The organism is Nocardia wallacei (assembly GCF_029869545.1).
Lineage (GTDB): Bacteria > Actinomycetota > Actinomycetes > Mycobacteriales > Mycobacteriaceae > Nocardia > Nocardia wallacei_A.
Window position 1 is genome coordinate 17,371 of record NZ_JARWQD010000070.1, and the last position, 18,387, is coordinate 35,757.

At 71.9% G+C, this 18,387-nt stretch carries 9 protein-coding genes; all 9 read right to left on the bottom strand.

Features of this window, described 5'->3' with window-relative positions:
- Positions 1-252: 252 nt before the first annotated feature.
- Genes QH290_RS04200 through QH290_RS04240 form a run of 9 tightly spaced genes read right to left on the bottom strand, consistent with a single transcriptional unit; the run spans position 253 to position 18,311 of the window.
- Complete coding sequence (locus tag QH290_RS04200) at positions 253-1,236, bottom strand: fused (3R)-hydroxyacyl-ACP dehydratase subunits HadA/HadB (protein ID WP_280382018.1); 984 nt, start codon at positions 1,234-1,236, stop codon at positions 253-255.
- Positions 1,233-2,372, bottom strand: coding sequence for a class I SAM-dependent methyltransferase (locus tag QH290_RS04205; RefSeq protein ID WP_280269245.1), 1,140 nt, complete (start codon positions 2,370-2,372; stop codon positions 1,233-1,235). The genes QH290_RS04200 and QH290_RS04205 overlap by 4 nt, the downstream gene beginning before the upstream one ends.
- On the bottom strand, positions 2,369-3,763 hold the full coding sequence (locus QH290_RS04210; protein WP_280269244.1) for an FAD-binding oxidoreductase: 1,395 nt from the start codon (positions 3,761-3,763) through the stop codon (positions 2,369-2,371). The genes QH290_RS04205 and QH290_RS04210 overlap by 4 nt, the downstream gene beginning before the upstream one ends.
- The gene (locus tag QH290_RS04215) at positions 3,760-5,091 is read right to left on the bottom strand and encodes a class I SAM-dependent methyltransferase (protein WP_280269243.1); all 1,332 of its coding nucleotides are present in this window, start codon (positions 5,089-5,091) and stop codon (positions 3,760-3,762) included. The genes QH290_RS04210 and QH290_RS04215 overlap by 4 nt, the downstream gene beginning before the upstream one ends.
- The gene (gene hsaA / locus QH290_RS04220) at positions 5,088-6,293 is read right to left on the bottom strand and encodes a 3-hydroxy-9,10-secoandrosta-1,3,5(10)-triene-9,17-dione monooxygenase oxygenase subunit (RefSeq protein ID WP_425301867.1); all 1,206 of its coding nucleotides are present in this window, start codon (positions 6,291-6,293) and stop codon (positions 5,088-5,090) included. The genes QH290_RS04215 and hsaA overlap by 4 nt, the downstream gene beginning before the upstream one ends.
- A complete protein-coding gene (locus QH290_RS04225) occupies positions 6,289-7,038 on the bottom strand; it encodes a class I SAM-dependent methyltransferase (protein WP_280382019.1) in 750 nt (249 codons plus the stop codon). Before QH290_RS04225 ends, hsaA begins: the two co-directional genes overlap by 5 nt.
- Complete coding sequence (locus QH290_RS04230) at positions 7,031-14,230, bottom strand: type I polyketide synthase (protein ID WP_280382020.1); 7,200 nt, start codon at positions 14,228-14,230, stop codon at positions 7,031-7,033. The genes QH290_RS04225 and QH290_RS04230 overlap by 8 nt, the downstream gene beginning before the upstream one ends.
- Positions 14,227-14,724 carry an OsmC family protein gene (locus QH290_RS04235; RefSeq protein WP_280269239.1) on the bottom strand — a complete coding sequence of 166 codons (498 nt, stop codon included), beginning with the start codon at positions 14,722-14,724 and terminating at the stop codon, positions 14,227-14,229. Before QH290_RS04235 ends, QH290_RS04230 begins: the two co-directional genes overlap by 4 nt.
- Entirely contained in the window at positions 14,721-18,311 is a 3,591-nt protein-coding gene (locus tag QH290_RS04240) for a non-ribosomal peptide synthetase (protein ID WP_280382021.1), read from the bottom strand. Before QH290_RS04240 ends, QH290_RS04235 begins: the two co-directional genes overlap by 4 nt.
- Between the last annotated feature and the right edge of the window lie 76 nt (positions 18,312-18,387).

Here is an 18,387-nt window from a genome sequence, read left to right on the forward strand (position 1 = left end):
ACTACGCCCATCCCCGACGACGGCACCACGATCAAGATCGGAGCCCAGTGCGCGAAGGTGCGCGGGGCTCCTCGTCCCATTCGATGACGGTCAGCGGCGTCCCGGCACCGGCACGCTCCGGCTGGCCGCTGCATCACCTCGCGCCACGATATCGGCGACCGCGTCCCCCGTCCCTCGCCGACCGTGTCCGCACCGAATCCGAGCGCCTGTCCCACTGACCACTCGCCCGGCGGGTCGGGACCGCGCGCGTCGTCAGCCGAGCGCCCGCGTCGCCACCCTCGGCTGGCGCAGGCGCGCCGTGGCGGTGGCGCGGGCGAAGATCTGGTGTTCGGCGGTCTGAGCGGTGAGGGCGATCGTGGCCCGGTGGCCGGGTGTGTCGACGCGGCGGACGGTGGCGGTGAATTCCAGGTCGGTGGGGCGGTCGGGGGCGATGTAGACCGGGTTGGCGAAATGTACGGCGTAGTCGCGCAGATCGGCGGGGGTGGCGAGGCAGTCGGTGAGGTAGGTGGCGCCGAGGCCCATGGTGAGCATGCCGTGGGCGACGACCGTGGTCAGGCCCGCGGCGCGGGCGACGGTCTCGTTCCAGTGGATCGGGTTGTTGTCACCGGAGACTCCCGCGTAGTTGACCAGATCGCCGCGTGTCAGCCGGTAGGTCCGACTCGGAAACCGGTGTCCGGCAACCAATTCCGTCTCCCCTGCACTGCCGTCACCGGCGTCCGGAGACAGGTCGGGTTGTCCCGTCACCTCGCGGGGTGGCGGGATCGGCGCCGAAAGCTGCTGCATGCCCAGGGATTCGGCGGCGTCATCCTCGCCCGTCACGCCGAGCAGGGTGGTGTGCACGGTCTGGACCAGGTCGCCGTCGTGATCGCGGATGGCCGTGGTGACGGTGACGAGGTCGCCGTTGGCGGTGGGATGGACGGAGTCCACGGCGAGTTCGCAGCCGAGCCGGTCGCCCGCGCGGACGGGGCGGTGCAGGTGTATCTCCTGCTCCAAATGCAGGAGCCGACTGTGCGGGTAGGCGGCCAGGGCTCGGTCGAACATGACGCGCTGCGCCGGGATGGCGATCGAGGACAGGAAGGTCACCGGTGCGATCAGGGCGGGGTGGCCGAGGGCGCGGGCCGCGTCGTCGTCCCAGTGCGCGGGGTGGAGATCCTGTACGGCGCGGGCGAATTCGCGGATCTTCTCGCGGCCGACCTCGTAGTAGTCGGTGCTCCGCAGGTAGTGCGGTGTGGTCATGACCGGCCGCCCGCGGCCGGGTGCGGCTTGCGGGCGGCGAAGATCCGCTGCCCGTGTGGGGCCAGCGGATGCTCGGCCTCCGGAAGTACCAGCCAGGGCTCCAATCCGGCGGCTGTGAGGTCGTCCAGCCACTCGTGCACGCGCAGGAAGATGCGGTCGGTGCCCGCGCGGACGTCGTCCTGCCCCGGCGGGGTGCCTCCCGCCCTGGGCGACATGAGGAAGTGCATGGAGGTGAGCAATTGGCAGTGCTCGCGGCAGGATTCGACGAAGACCAGATGGCCGCCGGGAGCGAGCAGGTCGGCGAGCTGCCGCAGCGTCCTCCCGGTGTGGCGGGCATTGTGCAGGACGTTGGCCGCCAGCACGATATCGCACGGGGGTCGCCCGGGCAGGTCGGTATTCAGATCGACGATGCCGTACTGCATCCACGGATACTCGGCGAAGCGGTCGCGGGCGGCGGTGAGGAAGAAGGCCGACAGGTCGGTGAAGTGGTACTCGACCGGGGAATCACGCAGGGCGGCAACGATATCGGTCGTCGTTCCGCCGACTCCCGCGCCCAGTTCCAGGATCCGGACCGGTGAGCGTTGCTCACGCAGCTCGGCCACCAGACGGGAAATCACCTCGCGGGCAGCGACATTCAGGTACCGATTGACCGGGTTGGTGCGATAGGCCGCCTCGGCGGTGAAGAAGTCACCGTCGGGAAACAGCAGCTCCTGGGGCAGGACACGCTCCTGCAGCAGCGCGGACAGCTGCCGGTTCGCGCGGTCGAAGAACTGCGCGAGTTCCGGTGCGAACCCGAGGTCCGCGCACGCCTGGCGCAGCTGGGCGCGCTGCGGCGTGGCCGCCGGACGGGCGAGGTCGTAGCCGCGACCGGAGCTGTAGGACAGCTGGCCGCGGTCGGTGAGCTCGCGCAACCAACGCCGCAGCAGCCACCGATGCCGGGACGCGACACCCAGCCGGGTGGCGATCTGGGCCTCGTTGCGGGTAACGCTGTCCGGCAACGCGTTTCGCAGCACCCGGAGCATAGCGTGCAGCCCGAACAGGTCCAGGTCGTCGAGCGCGGAACGGCAGTGCCGGGTGTCCACGTCGGCGACCGCCTCGTCCGCGCGCCGGGCCACGTCGGCGAATACGGTCGTCATCGCCGCTCCCCCGCCGTCTCCCCGGTGCTCGGCGCAATGTTGTGGTTGCAGCGGAAGAGATTGTCCGGATCGTAGGTGGCCTTGATCTGAGTCAGGCGCCGGTAGGTGTCGGGACGATAGGCACTGCGGACACGGTCGGGAGTGGCGGTGCCGTCCAGGATTCCGACGTACGGCCCACCGGCGGAGCAGCCCCCGACCGCGGCGGTGATGTCGGCGATCCACTCCCGCGACCGGCCGAGATCGATGCCTGCCGGACCGCCGGAGAAGGCCACCAGGTGGTAGGCCGCGTCGTGGAAGCCGAACGATGTTGCCGCGGTGGGCATCCGGCGTATCGCGCCGCCGAGCTGATGGATGGACAGCAGGGAGTGCCGGGTGGGCATGCGCGCGCCCAGATCGACGAGGGCGTCGATGGCCGAATCGTCGAGCGCGCGCAGCCATTCGGTGCCGGTCGCGGTGGCGTGGCCCGTCGCGAACGCCTGCTCGGTATTGCGTTGCAGCTCCGGATAACTGACGGGGCGCATCAGGTCGAGTTCGGGTTCGCCGATGCGGCGCAGCTGCTCGAGCACGGGGCGGGCACGATCCGCCGCGCCCAGATACGACGCCGTGATCGCGGCCCGCGGCGGGCCCTCGGGTGCGCCCGGCGGCCAGTGAATCAGGGTGGCGCGCAACGACAGTTCCGGCGGCGCGGAGGCGGCGAACTCACGGAATCCGGCGAGTACGTCGCGCGCCTTGCGGTACGGGTAGAGCAGCGTACCCGCGTACACCCGGGGCACGGGGTGCAACTCCAGCTCGAGCGCGGTGACGATGCCGAAGTTCCCGCCCCCGCCGCGCAGCGCCCACAGCAGGTCGGGGTGGTCGTCGGCCGTGGCCGTCACGGTGCGCCCGTCGGCCAGGACGACCTGCGCGGACCGCACGTTGTCGCAGGTGAATCCGAAGGCGCGTTGCAGCCAGCCGCTACCACCGGACAACGCGGTGCCGATCACGCCGACGGTCGAGACGTCGGCGCCGGTGACCGCCAATCCGTGTGCCGCGCAGGCACGATCGAACTGCACCCAGGTCACGCCGGGCCCCACGGTGACCCGCCGGGCCCCCGCGTCGACGGTGATTCCGTCGAGCCGGGACAGGTCGAGCATGAGCGACTCGGCGACCTCCGGATGCGAGGCCACGTCGTGACCGCCCGCGCGGACCGATACCGCCAGACCGTGCCGTCGCGCGTAGGTCACCGCGGTGGCGATGTCGGCGGTGTCGGCGCAGCGCACGAGCACGGCGGGGCGGTGGTCGACGGCCGCGTTCCAGGTGTGGCGGGCCTGGTCGTAGCCGTCGTCGGCGGGACCGAGCACGGTACCGCGACAGGCCGCGGCGAGTTCGTCGAGTGCCGGAGTTGTCGTCATCGGGGTGTGGGCTCCTCTGCTACCACGATGCGGGGAATCGGGGTGGCGGCGTGTGTGTCGAGATGGTCGATGAGCACTTCGGGCAGGCGTTGCCGTACGAAGCGGTCGAACGGGTCGTTGCACAGCGGGCGTAATGCGCTGCCGTCCAGCGCTTCCGAGCCCGGATACCGGTCCGGTGCGCCGACGGCCAGGCGCCGGGCATCGGGCGAATCCAGCAGGACCGACCAGCCCGGCGGTGCGGCGGCGGCGAGTTCCGCCGGGCGCACGGCGCCGGGTGTCTCCTTGTCCAACAGGGCATTCGGAATGCCGGTGACGACCGTGCCGGGCGCGTCGCTCAGGCGGCCCAGCCGATCGGCGGGCGGTCCGGGCAGGTCGGCCCAGTCCACCGCCGCGGCCGGTGGGGGTGGCGGCGCGTCGACGGTGTAGACGATGTCGTAGCGGTATCGGGTGAGTTCGGTGTCGTCGCGAAATGGTTTGGCGTAGCAGGCCGTTCGGATATCGCGGCGATGCTGTCGAGCGATCCGCGCGAAGATCCGCGGGTCGCACAGCAGTTCCTCCTCCGCCGCCGAGCGCGCGTCCGCCCGGCGGGCCACCTCGTCCTCGGTGAGGCCCGGCTCGCGCGCCGATTCCAGCCACCGCGCGTACTCCACGGCGGTGCCGAGATTGCGAATATCGCCCACCACGACCGTGCCGCCCGCGGCGACCAGATCCAGCGCATCCGACAGCACCGCCGTCAGATACCGCTCGTCGGGGAAGCACTGGGTGACGCTGTTGAGTACCACGCAGTCCGGCGCCGCGGCTCCCCCATCGGCACCGCGCACCGCCGCCGCGACGGGCTCGGACGCGAGTTCGTGTGCGGCCGCGCGCAGGACCCGCACCCCCGGCAGCCGTTGCTCCCGCAGCCGGGCGACGACCGGTTCGGCCACGTCCAGGCCCACGTAGCCGCCCACGTGGCGGTGGATGCGGTGCGCGAGCAGGCCACTGCCGCAACCGATTTCGAGCACGACGTGCGGCCGCGACCGCAGCACCAGTCCGACGGCGTGGTCGATCCACTCGAGCATGTGCGCCTTCGGGAACGGTGCACCGGTGTCGGAGGCCCGCCACCCGGACAGATCCAGGTCGTCACCGTGGCGGTCGGCCGCGGCGGTGTAGACGAACTCGTACACGTGCTGCCAGTGCGCCAGATGCTCGGTCAGCAGCGTCCCCGGCACCGGGCGCACGGCGATCGCGGCCGCGTCCGGGCGCACCACGATCGCGGTCCGGTCGTCGTTCCAGCGGGCGGCACCGACCCACGGATGCCGTTGCAGGACATCCACTATAGGCGTCACGGCATGGCCCCCGCGGACAGTTCGGCCGAGCCGAACAGGCGGTAGGCGCGTTCGGGATCGTTGGCGGCGTGGGCGCGCCCGGCGTGGGCGTCGCGCCAGAACCGCTGGATCACCGACCCGGAGCCGAGCGCCCGGCCGCCGGAGTTCTCGAACAGCCGGTCCACCGCGTGGATCGCGCGTTCGGTCCCGCGCACCTGGTCGCGGCGGGTGCGCAGCCGTTCGATCATCGGAATCGGGCGGCGTGCCTCGGCCAGCGCGCGCAGCGTGCCGATATTGCGGGTCAGCTGCAGCCAGGCGGCGTCGATCTCGCTGGCGGCCTCCGCGATGCGCACCAGCGTCGCCGGATCCTCCGCGAACGGCGTGCCGGTGAAACCGGTCTCCTTGCGGGCGTCCCCCGGGAGCGCCACCCGCACGCGCTGGCGCTGGTGGGCCAGGTGGGCCTCGTAGGCGCCCTGAGCCATGCCGATGATCGGGGTGGTGATCGCGCTCGGATGGATCGCGCCGAACGGAATCCGGTACAGCGCACCGTCGTTGACGTCCTGGCCCGGTGTCACGCACTTGCCGACCGCCTCGGCGCCGAGCACGCGGTGCGCGGGCACGAAGACATCGTCGATCACGAGATCGTTGCTCCCGGTGCCGCGCAGGCCCACGGCATCCCACACGTCCTCGATCGTGTAATCGCCGAGCGGCACGAGGAAGGTGGCGGATTCGACGGCCTCGCCGTCGACCACCACGCGGGCGCCGAGCAGCGCCCAGGCGGCGTGATCGCAGCCGGAGGCGAAACCCCATCGGCCGCTGAGCCGGTAGCCGCCGTCGACCGGCGTCGCCGTGCCGGTGAGGGCGTAGGACGAGCAGATCCGGGTGTCGCGGTCGCCGCCCCATACCTCGTCCTGGGCGCGAGCGTCGAACAGCGCGACGTTCCACGGCGGGACGCCCAGCGTCGAGGCGACCCAGCCGGTGGAACCGCAGGCCGCGGCCAGATCCCGCACAGCGGTGTAGAAGACGACAGGATCCGCCTCGAATCCACCGAAACGCTTGGGCTGCAACAGCTTGAAGAACCCGATCTCCTGCAGTGCCTTGATCGACTCGGCCGGAATCCGGCGCGCGCGTTCGGCCTCGGCGGCCCGCTCCCGCAGGGCGGGTCGCACATCGGCGACCGCCGCGAGCACCGTGTCGGCAGTGTTGTTGTCGCTCATATCAATCCTGTTCCTCCGTGGTGAACCGCAGCAGACCCGTCCCGGCGTCCGCGGCGGCCAGCCGCAGCCCGGCGGCGCGGGCCTCGGCGTCGAGCCGCTCGGCCGCCGCGGGCCAGACCCGGTGCTCGGTGATCGCCTCCTGTAGCAGCCGGTCGTCCCGATAGCTGCGATAGGTCATGCGCCACACCAGCGACTCGTCGTCGACCGGATCCGCGCGGCTCCAGCCCTCGTAGTGCACCGCGCCCGCCCGCGTCCGGGTGTAGCGCCGTTCGGGGTCCGCGGCGACCCGGCCGGGACGCTGGATCTCGACGACGGCCGCGGCGCCGGGTGCGAGCGCGCCCGCGATCGTCGCCCACACGCGCGGCCGCGTACGCGGATCGAAATGCCCGATCACGCCCAGCGCCACGACCGCCGCGCAGCGCGACGGCAGGTCGGTGTCGAGAAACCCGCTGGGCAGCACGGTGATTCGGTCCCGCAGATCGCGGCGGGCGGCGAGCCGCGACACCAGCACCGCGCGCATGGCCGCCGCCGGTTCGACCGCGATGATCTCCGCGTCCGGCAGGGCGTCGGCGATCAGCATGGTCGACAGCCCGGTGCCCGCGCCGATGTCGATCACGGGACCGGCGACGGTATCGGTCTCGGCGAGCATCGCCGACAGGACCGGATCGAGCTGCGCCACATAGGGTGTCGCCATCAGGTCGTAGAACTCCGCGGCCGCCGCATAGGAGTCCGCGCCGGGCGCCTCAGTCATCGCGCGCCCCGTCCTCCGTGCGCGCCAACGCCTGGGACACCAGGTCGGCGACGGTGTCGACGGCCGGTTCCCGCAGCAGCGCGTAATGGTGTGCCGCGGCGGTGTGCAGATCGAGGCGGCCCTTGGTGTGGGCGCCCCAGCCGAGGTCGGGCAGATCGGTGCAGTCGTCGACCCCCATCCCCACGCCGGAGTTGCGCGGTGCGGCGAATTCGGCTCGTACCACGAGGGTTTCGAGGCCGTCCCCGTCGAGTACACCGGTGGTGTGGTCGCCGAGTGCCCGCAGGTGGCGCCGGAAGATGCTCTCCCGCAACCGCTGTGCCGTCTCGTCGCGCCCCGCGAGCCCCGCGGCGGCCAGGCGGCGGTCGACCTCGGCGTGCTGGTCGCCCTCGGGCCGCTGCTCGAAACCCTCGCCCAGGGTCGTGGATTCGAGGTCGATATCGAGGAAGGCTTCCAGCGAGCCGAGATACCGCGACCAGAACCCGATGTCGGAATGCCGGATCCGGTCGGCGATATTGGCGTCGACGAGGACGAGCAGCGCCACCGTCTCTCCGGCCGCGCGGAGCCGCCGGGCCAGTTCGTGGGCGACGATGCCGCCCATCGACCATCCGCCCAGCCGATACGGGCCCGCGGGCTGATGCGCCCGCAGGACGGTCTCATACGCCCGCGCCAGCTCGCCGATACTGCCCGGGCCCGGCGCCCCGGCCAGGGCCGGGTCCTGCAGGCCGATCACCGGTCGTCCCGTATCCAGCTTGCGGGCCAGATCGACATAGCAGAGCACGTCACCGCCCGTAGGGTGCAGCAGGAACAGCGGCTCCCCCGTGCCGTCGCGCAGGGTGACCGCACAGTCCGCGGGCGGCGGTGCGACCTCGGTGCGCGCGGCCGCGGCGGTGGCCGCGAGCGTCGGGTCGGCGAGGAAATCGCGCGGGGCGACCACCAGTCCGAGATCCGCGCGCAACCGGTTCAGCATGCGGATGGCCAGCACCGAATCGCCGCCGAGCGCGAAGAAGTCGGCCGCACGGTCGATACCCGTCGCATCGCACCCCAGGTCGAGCAGTCGCGCCCACAGTTCGGCGATACCGCGCTCGGTGTCGTCCGCCGGTGGGCCGCCGTGCACCGCCTCCATCCGCCGTGCGCCGGAGTTGTCGGGCGCGCGTCCCGCCGACGGCAGTTCGACCGTGGCCGACCAGGTTCCGGCATCGTCGACCAGGGCCGTGACCTCGGCGCGGATGGCGGCGAACAGGTCGTCGAGCACGCCGGGGGCGAACAGCTCGGCCACCGCGTCCAGATTCACCACCACCGCGTCGTCCCAATCCCATTGGAACACCTGCATATCCAACGCCACCTGCGGCGTGCGCACGCGCTGATAGAAGTCGCGCACCCGCACCGACTCCGGGGTGCCGCCCGGCGGGTGCAGCCCCAGGGTGCTGTGGAACACGACCGGCGCCTGCGGGGCGGTGTCGCGGCGGCGGCGCCCGAGCTCGCGCACGATCTCCACCCCCGTGACCTGCCCGTGGTCGAGCATGCGGGCGGTCGCCTCCTGCATGTGCCGCGCCGCGGTCGCGAAACTCGCCCCGGCGGGCAGGTCGACGTCGAGCAGCACGGTGCCGGCGTAGGGGCCGATCGCGTGGTCCAGGTCGCGGGGCAGGTGCAATCGGTTGAGGTACAGCACATTCAGCAGGAACCGGCGGTGCCCGGCCAGCCTGGCCAGGGCGATGGCGTAGCAGGTGGCGAACGCGGTCGTCGGCGTGATGCCGTATTCCGTGCAGCGCTCGCGCAGCACGGCCATCTGCTCGCCCGTGATCCACAGTTCCCGTCGCTCCAGGTCGTCCGGGCGCGCCTGTTCGACGGGCATGGTGAACGGCAACCGGGGCGCGGTGGGCAGGTCGTCGAGCCGCTCCCACCACCAGTCGCGCTGCGCCTGCCACTCCGGTTCGAGCCGCTGCCGCCGCACGGTCTCGACGTAGTCGCCGAAATGCGCGGTGAGCGGCGGCAATACGACGTTCGGATCGTCGAGGCGGGTGAACAGCTCGGTGAACATCAGCTGCACCGACCAGCCGTCGGCGACCAGCAGGCTGCTCACGATGTGCAGGCTCAGTTCCTCGCCCGGCAGGCGCAGCGCGGTGACCCGGAAGGACCAGGGATCCATATCCGGCCCGGAACGCTGCATCCGCGTGCGGGTTTCGGCGCGCACCCGATCGATCTCACCGATATCCGCGGCACGCAGGTCGATCTCGGTCAGCGGCAGCGCGGCCAGGCGCGGGTCGTCGTCGGTCAGCACCTGTTGCGAGCCGTCGGGCAGGAAGATCGCGCGCAGCATCGGCTGCCGCCGCACCTGCCAGCGGATCGCGTTCGCGACCTCCTCCGGATCGACCCCGGCCAGCCGGAAATCGACGTACATGTGCGCGGAGTCGTAGCTCAGCGCCCAGCCGTGCTGCTGGCCGACCCAGTACGCCTGCTGCAGCGGGGTGAGCGCGAACGGGGCCGCGGGGTCGTCCTGGTGGGCGAGTTCGATTCCGGCCGTGGCACCTTCGCTCCGTCGCTCGGTGATGAATGCCACCAGTTGCGCCAGGGTCTGATCCCCGACCAGGTCGACCACCGGCACCGCGACGCCGAGGCGGCCGCGCACCATGGTCGCCATCCGGACCGCCAGCACCGAGTCGCCACCGAGTCCGACGAACGTCGAGTCCGCCTGCACGACAACGGGATCGACGCCGAGCACCTGTGTCCAGATCGCGGTCACCGTCGCGGCGATGTCCGCTCCGCCGTCCGACAGGCGCGGACCCGCCTGCGCATCGGTCCAGCTGCCGGAGTCCTCGACGAGCAGGCGCAGCCACGACAGGTAGGCGTCGAAGGCCGTGTCGGCGTCGTCGGGATCGAGCACGGTCTCCAGCACGTCCCATTGCAGCTGCAGCGCCCCGGCGTGCACGAACGCCTGGTGGTCCAGCCAGACCTGCGGTGTTTGGCTGACGCCGTGCACGATGCGGCCCGCCCACTCCAGATCGGCGTCGTCGTCCACCAGCCCGCCGACGTCGAGGGCGCTGGTGAACACCACCGGAAGCAGTTGCCGGGCACCGGTTTCGGTGGATTTCTCGGCGAGCAGTTCCAGCGCCGAGTAGCCGCGGTGATCGATGTCGTCGAACAGCCGCTGCTGCGTGCGGGCCACGCGCTCGGCGAAGGAGTCGTCGGCGTTCCGGTCCACCTCGTGCGCGAGCAGGGTGGTGAAATCACCGACCACGTCGGCGATTCCGGGCAGTGCGACCGGCCGGTCGACCAGGGTCAGCATGACCGCGAATCGCTCGTCGCCCGACCATGCCGCGAGCACGTCGGCGTAGGCGGTCAGCAACACCGCCGACGGCGTCACCCCGTGTGTGGCGCACGCGGCCCGCAGCGCCGACCAGTCCTGCGGCGCCAGTTGCCCGCTGCGGCGGGCGAACCACGGGCGGGTCTGGGTACGGGTGCGCGTCGGCAGGGCCGGAGGGCCCGGGATGGTGTCGCGGCGCTGCCGCCAATAGTCCACGGCCCGTTGCCGTTCCGGCGTCTCGGCGCGGGTGGCCAGGTGGCCGACGTAGTCGGCGAAGCCGGTGCCGATGCGCGGCAGTTCGGTCCCGGGGTCGCGGTAGCAGCGGCGCAGATCGCGATCGAGGATCAGGAAGCTGGCGGCGTCGCAGATCAGTGCGTCGATGCCGAGGAACACCCGGGTGGTGGTGTCGTCGAGGACCGCGGCGCGCACATCGAACAGCGGCCACCGGTCGGACCGGTGGACCCGGTGCGAGAGCTGGCGGCGCAGGTCCGCGAGCTTGTCCTCCCGTTCCTGTTCCCCAATCCCGGCGAGATCGTGACGGCGGATCCGGTACTCCGGCACCTCGGCCAGGACCTGGTTGCGGCCGTCGTCGGTGATGACCGCCCGCAGCATGTCGTGGCGGTCGATCAGCCGATTCCACGCGCGCTGGTAACGGTCCAGATCCAGGCTGTCGCAGTCGTATTCGAGGTAGATGTGGCAGGACACGTCGCTGAGTCCGAACGCTCCCGAGCGCCCCACCCAATACGCATGCTGCACCCGGGTGAGCGGAAACGGGCCGAGGGTGGCGGCCGGTTCGACCGTGCTCGGTTCCGGGTCCGGAACCGAGCTGCGGCGCTGTGACAACAGCCGGGCGAAGGCCGACACGGTGGAGGCGGCCAGCAACTCCCGCAGCCGGATCTCGGCGCCGTACCGGTCGTTCAGCAGGTCCAGCATCCGCGTCGCCAGCATCGAATTGCCGCCGAGCGCAAAGAAATCCGCCTCGCCGTCGGCGATCCCGAGGCCCAGCAGATCGGCCCACAGCCCCGCCACGATCCGCTCATCGCCCTCGAGCGCCGCGGCCGGATCGCTATCCGGCGAGAGACCGGCCAGGGCTACCCCACGGCCGCCATCCGAGAACGCATCGGGCGTCGAGGATGTATCGGACTTCGTCGCCGCCGTGCCGTTGTCGGCCCCGACGCGACCGGCGGCGTCCGAGTGCGATCCAAGGGGCGCGGGACCTTCCGTCGAGGAATCGATACCCGGGGTCGTGGCGGACGATTCGGCGGGTGGGTCGATCCACAGGCGACGCCGCTGGAAGGGATGGCCCGGCAACCGGACACGGCGACGCGCCCGATGCAGCGCCGCGGGATCGACGGCCGCACCCGCACACCACAATTCGCCCACCGCCGTCAGCAGCGCGGCGCGGTCGGGGACGGGAGACTCGATGGGCAGGGCGGCGATCTCGTCGGCATCGGGGAGCGTGGTCAGGGCGGAGGTCAGACCGGCCGGGGCGTTGCGGCGCGCCAGCGTCGCGAGCCCGCTGCCCGGCCCCACCTGCACGATGACGGTCGGCCGCGACCCGGCGGCCGCGCGCACCGCGGCGGCGTATCGGACGGGCTCGCGCAGGTGCCGCACCCAGTGCTCCGGCTCGAGCGTCTGCGCGACCCGGCCGGTGAGCGTGCTGTAGAGCGGCACCGTCGCCGGTCCGTGCGATAGGCCCGCCGCGGCCTCGCGCAGCACCGGTGCGGCGGCCTCGACGGCCGGGGAATGCAGGGCCGCGTCGATCCGCAGCCGGGTGGTGCCGATTCCCGTGCGGCCCAGCACGATCGCGAGGTCGCCGATCGCCGGTGCGGGACCGGACACCACGCACGCGTCGGGCGCGTTCACCGCGGCGATCGTCACCTCGGGGTGACCGGACAGCAGATCGGCGAGCTCGGACTCCCCCACCGCCACGGCGAGCATGGCCCCGGGTGCGGTCCCCGCGAGGGCGAGGGAGCGCACGGCCACCAGGCGCGCCGCATCGCCGAGGCTCAGCAGGCCCGCGAGCACGGCGGCGCCGTACTCGCCGAGGCTATGTCCCAGCACCCCGTCCGGCTCGATGCCCATGTGCCGCAGCGTCATCGCGGTGGCCACGGAGACCGCGAACAGCGCGGGCTGGCCATAGCGCACGTCGTCGGCATCGCGCTCCGGCGCGGCGCCGGTGACGATATCGCGAATGTCGTAGTCCAGCAGCGGTTGCAGCGCCGCCGCGCACTCGTCCACGACGGCCGCGAAACGTGGCTCGTCGCGGTACAGCCCCGCCCCCATGCGCGAATACTGCGCGCCCGCACCGGGAAACGCGAAGACGATGTCCGGTCGCCGCGACGGCATCTGCCGCGGCATCGACACTCGCGCCGCTCCGCCGTTCTCCGGCAGCACCGCCGCGCCGCGCCAGCCGGTCTCGCGGTGCGCACCGCGCAGCACCGTGGCGGCATGGTCGGCGCGCGTGCGGTCGTCGGTCGGCGCGGTGTCGAGCTGGGCCCGGCAGCTGTGCTCGCTGGCTCCGGAGACCAGCAGCACCTGTGCGCGGCCGTCCGGCTCGCCGGGCGGCGCCGTCTCGGGCGCCTGCGCGAGGATCATGTGGCAGTTCGTGCCGCCGATCCCGAACGAACTGACCCCGGCGACGCGGGCACCCCGCCGCTCGGGCCAGCTCCGCGTCCGGGTCGCGATATCGAACAGGCCGCTGTATTCGGCCAGTTCCGGGTGCGCAGGGTCGGCGTGCACGGTGGCGGGAATGCGCCGATGATGCAGTGCCAGAGCGGTTTTGATCAGAGCGGCGATACCGGCAGCCGAATTGGTATGGCCGATATTGCTTTTCACCGACCCGACCGCGATCGGTTCGGCGACCGTCCGATCCGCGAACACCGCGGCCAGGGCGGACAGTTCGATCTGGTCGCCCAGCACCGTAGCGGTACCGTGCGCCTCGATGAGGTCGACCGCGTCGGCGTCCACGTCGGCGGCGGCCAGCGCCTCGGCGACGACCCGCGCCTGCCCGGTCGCCGACGGTGCGGTGAACCCGGCCTTCCCGGCACCGTCGTGGTTCACCGCGCTGCCTCGCACGACGGCGTAGATCGGGTCGCCGTCGGCGATCGCCTCGGCGAGGCGGCGCAGCACCACCACCCCGACGCCCTGGCTGTGCACCATGCCCGAGGCCCCCGCGCCGAACGCCCGGGTGTGCCCGTCGGCGGAGAAGATCGAGTCCGGGACGTGCAGATAGCCGCGGCCCTGCGGCACGATCAACGACACCCCGCCCGCGAGCGCCGCATCGCATTCCCCGGCGAGCAGCGACTGCGCGGCGGTGTGCACGGCGACCAGCGAGGTGGCGCAGGTGGCCTGGACGGCCACGGCCGGGCCGTGCAGGTCGAGCCGGTAGGCGAGCTGCTGGGGGAAGTAGTCGGTGAACGCGCCCAGCTGCGCCTGGAGCAGCCCCATCGGATCACGCTCGGCCGCCTGCCGATACGCGGCGAGATTCGACTCGTAGTACGCGCTGTGCGAAGCCCCGGTGAACACGCCCACCGCCCCGAGCTCCGCGCCGCCACCGTGCCCGGCATCGCCGAGGGCGTCCCACGCGCATTCCAGCAGCAGCCGCAGCTGCGGGTCGAGCAGTGCCGCGTCCTGCGGGGTGAGCCCGAAGTGGCCGGGGTCGAAACGGTCCTGGCCGTCGATGATCCCGCCGACGGGCACGTAATTGCGCTTGCGGCGCAACGACTCCGCGACGCCGCGCGCGGCCAGCTCGTCGTCGGTGAACCGCGTCAAACCCTCACGGCCGGAGGCGATGAGCTCCCAGAACGCGGCCAGGTCCGGTGCTCCCGGAAACCGGCATGCCATGCCGACGATCGCGACGGCGTTCTCATCATCCGGTTGCCGACTCATGCGACGATCTCCAATTCCGTTGCTACCGAGGTCTTGTCCTGCATCAGCGCCAGCACCGGGCACGAGGACTCCACCAGCTGCTGTAGGTGCCGGTACCGGTCCGGATCCTGCGGGCCGCGCACCCGCACCCGCATGCGGACCGCGCCGGGCCGGGCCGGTTGGTCGATGCCGAAGACCGGGCCCATATCGACGGCGGCCTCGACATCCACCGCCAGGGAGGTCATCTCGACGCCGAGGCGGGCGGCGTGGAACCGGTAGGTCGCCAGCTGGCAGGCGCCGAGGGCCGCCAGGGCCAGGCCGATCGGATCCGGTCCCGCGTCGCCGCCGCCCGCGGGCACCGGCTCGTCGACCACGAGCGTGTGCCCGTTGATCCGGATCGTCATCTCGGTCGGGGTGCCGGGGCGGTGCTCGGCGTGCGCGGCGAAACGCTGCGTCCGGTCGGTGCGCCGCCGCAGGGTTTCCGCGATTCGAAGTACTGTGTCGCCGAAGGTCATACGGCCTCCTCCCCCGATCCGGTCACGGAGTAGCGCGCCGCGTGGGCCAGGCGCCGCCGACGACCGCGCTCGGCCGCCGCGGAGAGATCGATACGGTGCCGCACCGCGGCATCGACCGGCCGAGATCGCCCGGTCCGCACCGCGATCCACGCCGCCACCCGGCGAATGGACCCGTGGCGGAACATATCCGGAACGGTGAGGTCCGGCGCCAGGTGCCGGAGGCGGCGGTGGGCGCGAACCAACGTCAGCGATGTCGCCCCCAGGTCGTGGAACGGCGTGGCGGGATCTATTCCGGGGCCGAGCAGTTCGGTGAAGACCGCGGTCACGGCCTGCTCGAGGTCGGCCGGTGGGTCCACCGCGACGCCGTCGGCGGCCTCGGCGACGTCCCCGGTCTCGGGCTCCACCGTGTCGGGCAATGCCGGGGCCGCCTGCCCGATACCGTTGCGGCGCAGCGGGTTCGGCAGCTTCGACAGGTCGACCTTGCCGTTGGCCGTCAGCGGTATGGCGTCCATTCGCACCCAGTGCGCGGGCACCATATAGCGCGGGAGGTGCCGGGCGGCATGGGCGGCCAGGGCCTGCGGGTCCACCTCGTCGGCGACGAGGTAGGCGACCAGTTGCGGGCGGTCGTCGGCGCCGGGTACCGCCGCCGCCACGCAGCGGCGCACCCCCGGCAGCCGGGTCACCACGGCATCGATCTCGCCCAGTTCGATCCGGTGACCGCGAATCTTCACCTGGCGATCGGCGCGGCCGAGGAATTCGATGGTCCCGTCGTGCCGCCACCGCCCCAGATCCCCTGTGCGATACAGCCGTTCACCCAGCGCCTCGTCGTGGACGAATCGTTGCGCGGTCTGCTCGGCGTCGCCGACGTAGCCGCGCGCGAGCCCGGCACCGCCGATGTGCAGTTCGCCGGGGGCGCCGACCGGGCAGGGCCGTCCGTCGTCATCGAGGATCAGGAAGAACTGGTCGCGCAGCGCCCGCCCGTACGGGATGCTCGTCCAGTCCGGCGGCACCCGGTCGATCGGATAGCAGATCGACCAGATGGCGGCCTCGGTCGCGCCGCCGAGGCTGATCACCCGGACGTCGCCGATCACCGCGCGCAGGCGGTCCGGCAGCGAGATCGGAATCCAGTCCCCGGACAGCAGCATCACCCGCAGCGAGGCCAGCCCGGCCGCCGCGGCGGGGTCGGCCTCGGCGTACTCGATCAGCATCTCCGCCATCGCGGGTGCCGTATTCCACACCGTCACACCGTGTTCGGCGATCAGCTCGCACCAGTGGCCCGGATCGCGCAGGCGCTCGACATCGGGCAGCACCAGGGCGCCGCCGACGCCGAGGACGCCGAAGATGTCGTAGACCGACAGGTCGAAGCTCAGCGCCGACAGCGCCAGCACCCGATCGTCCGGGCGGATGCCGAACCGGTCGTTGATGTCGTCGATCGTCGTCCGCGCGGCCCGGTGCTCGACAGCCACACCCTTCGGCTCCCCCGTCGATCCCGAGGTGAAGATGATGTAGGCCAGATCGTCGGGCGCCGGACGGACCGGATCGGCATCCCCGGCAGGCTCGGCGTCGATCGCGTATCCGACGACGTTGTCCGGCAACCTGTCCCGCGCCTCGGGTGCCACGAGCGCATGGGCGATCTCGGCGCGGGCGCACACCGACGCGATCCGCTGCGGCGGCCAGTCCGGCTCGATCGGCACGAAGGACGCGCCCGCCTCGATGACCGCGTACACCGCGGCGATCTGCCCGGGCGACTTCGGCGCCACCACCGCGACCCGATCGCCCGCGGCGACACCGGCCGAGGTCAGCCGCGCGGCCAGCGCCCGCGCCCGGCCGAACAATTCGGCGTGGGTCCACGAGCCCGCGGCCCCGAGCACCGCGGTCCGGTCCGGGGTCGACCGCGCGATCTCCCGCTGCGGGTCGGTGAGCAACGGGCCGGACCCGGCGTCGGCGTCCAGGCGCTGCATCGCCTCGAATGCCGGATTCCATCCCAGATCGACTGTCTCCCAGTCGGTGTCGCTGTCGGCGAGGCGCCGCAGTAATCGGGTGTAGGCCGACAGCATCTGCTCGGTCAGCGCGACGGGCAGCACCTGCTCGACCGCGTCCCACGCGATCCGCAGCGCACCGGCCTCATCCCACACGATGTGATCGAGCACCACCTGCGGCGTCTGCGACACCCCGAAGATCTCGGCACCGAGCCAGCCCGCCGCGGCCGACTCGCCCTGCCCCAGCCCCACACCGCTGGTGAACACCACCGGATACCGCGGTGTCAGGTCCGCGGTCTGCATCCGCTGCACCTCGACACCGCTGTGGGAGCGGTGCTCAAGATCGGCCCAGAATCGGGTGTTGACCCGGGTGGCGAAGTCGGCGAATCCCCGCCACGAGCGCAGGTCCACCGCGGGCAGCTCGACCAGCGCCGTGGTGCTGAAATCGCCGACGACCCCGTCGTGCGCGTCGGCGTCGGGGCGATCGAACAGCGTCGTGTTCAGGCAGAACGGTGCGGTCGCTCCCCAGCGGTGCAGCGTCAGCGCGAAGGCGGCCAGCAGGACCGCGGTCGGGCTCAGACCGCGCGCCGCCGCCCGCCCGGTGAGGGCCGTCCACCGCGCGGGCTCGAGCCGCGCGGCGTGCCTGCGGAAGTGCGGCCGGTGCACCCGTTCGGGCGCCGTCGCGTACGGGAGGGCGGGGCCGGGCGGCAGGTCGGCGGCCCGGCCGCGCCAGTAGTCGCGGTCGCGCCGCCACACCTCGGAGTCCTTGCGCTCCTCCAGAATTCGCAGGAACGAGGTCGGCACGGGCGGCAACTCGAGGCCCGGATCGGCGACCAGTCGGCCCCACTGCCGCATCAGCAGGATCCAGCCCGCCATATCCAGCACGATGATGTCGAATCCGACGAACATCCGCAGGCCGCCGGACGGCAACAGCGCGGCATGGATATCGAACAGCGGCCAGATCGCGGTGTCGCGCACCTGATGTGACTTCTCCCGGCGCAACCGCGCCAGCACCGATTCGGCCTCGGCGGGCCGCTCCCGCAGATCCGTGACGCCGAGACGATAACGCGGACCCGCAGGTTCGACCCGCTGCCTGCCGTCCTCGGTGACCGTCGCGCGCAGCATGTCGTGGTGGTCGACCAGCCGGTTCCAGGCCGCTTCCAGCGCGGCCACCTCCGCGGCCGCGTCGCCGGTGACGAATTCCGCTGCATCGCGGTCGAATTCGAAGTAGTAGTGGGTCGAGACGCCGCCCAGCGGCAGATCCGGATCGCGCCCCACCCAGTACGACGCCTGAATCGGTGTCAGCTCCGCCTCGACGACCGCCGCCTCCCCCGGCGCGGCTTCCGCTGCGCCCGTGGGCTTCTCATCGCTGTGATCCTCGGCACGCCGGGCGACCTCCGCGGTCAGCGAGTCGAGGGTGGCGCCCACGAAGGCATCCAGCGGTACCCGCACTCCGGTCCGCTCGGCCAGCCGCAGGTGCAGCCGGACCGCGAGAAACGAGTCCATTCCCAATTCCTGTAAGCGGCGATCGGAACCGATATCGTCCGCCTGTACGCCGAGGACCGTCCCGATACATCGACGTACCTCGTCTGCCGTTGCTGCCACCATCTCCAGCCCTTGCTAGGGGAAACCGACACGGCTACATTAATGAAAACGACTTTCATTAGCAATTCCCACCGGTGGC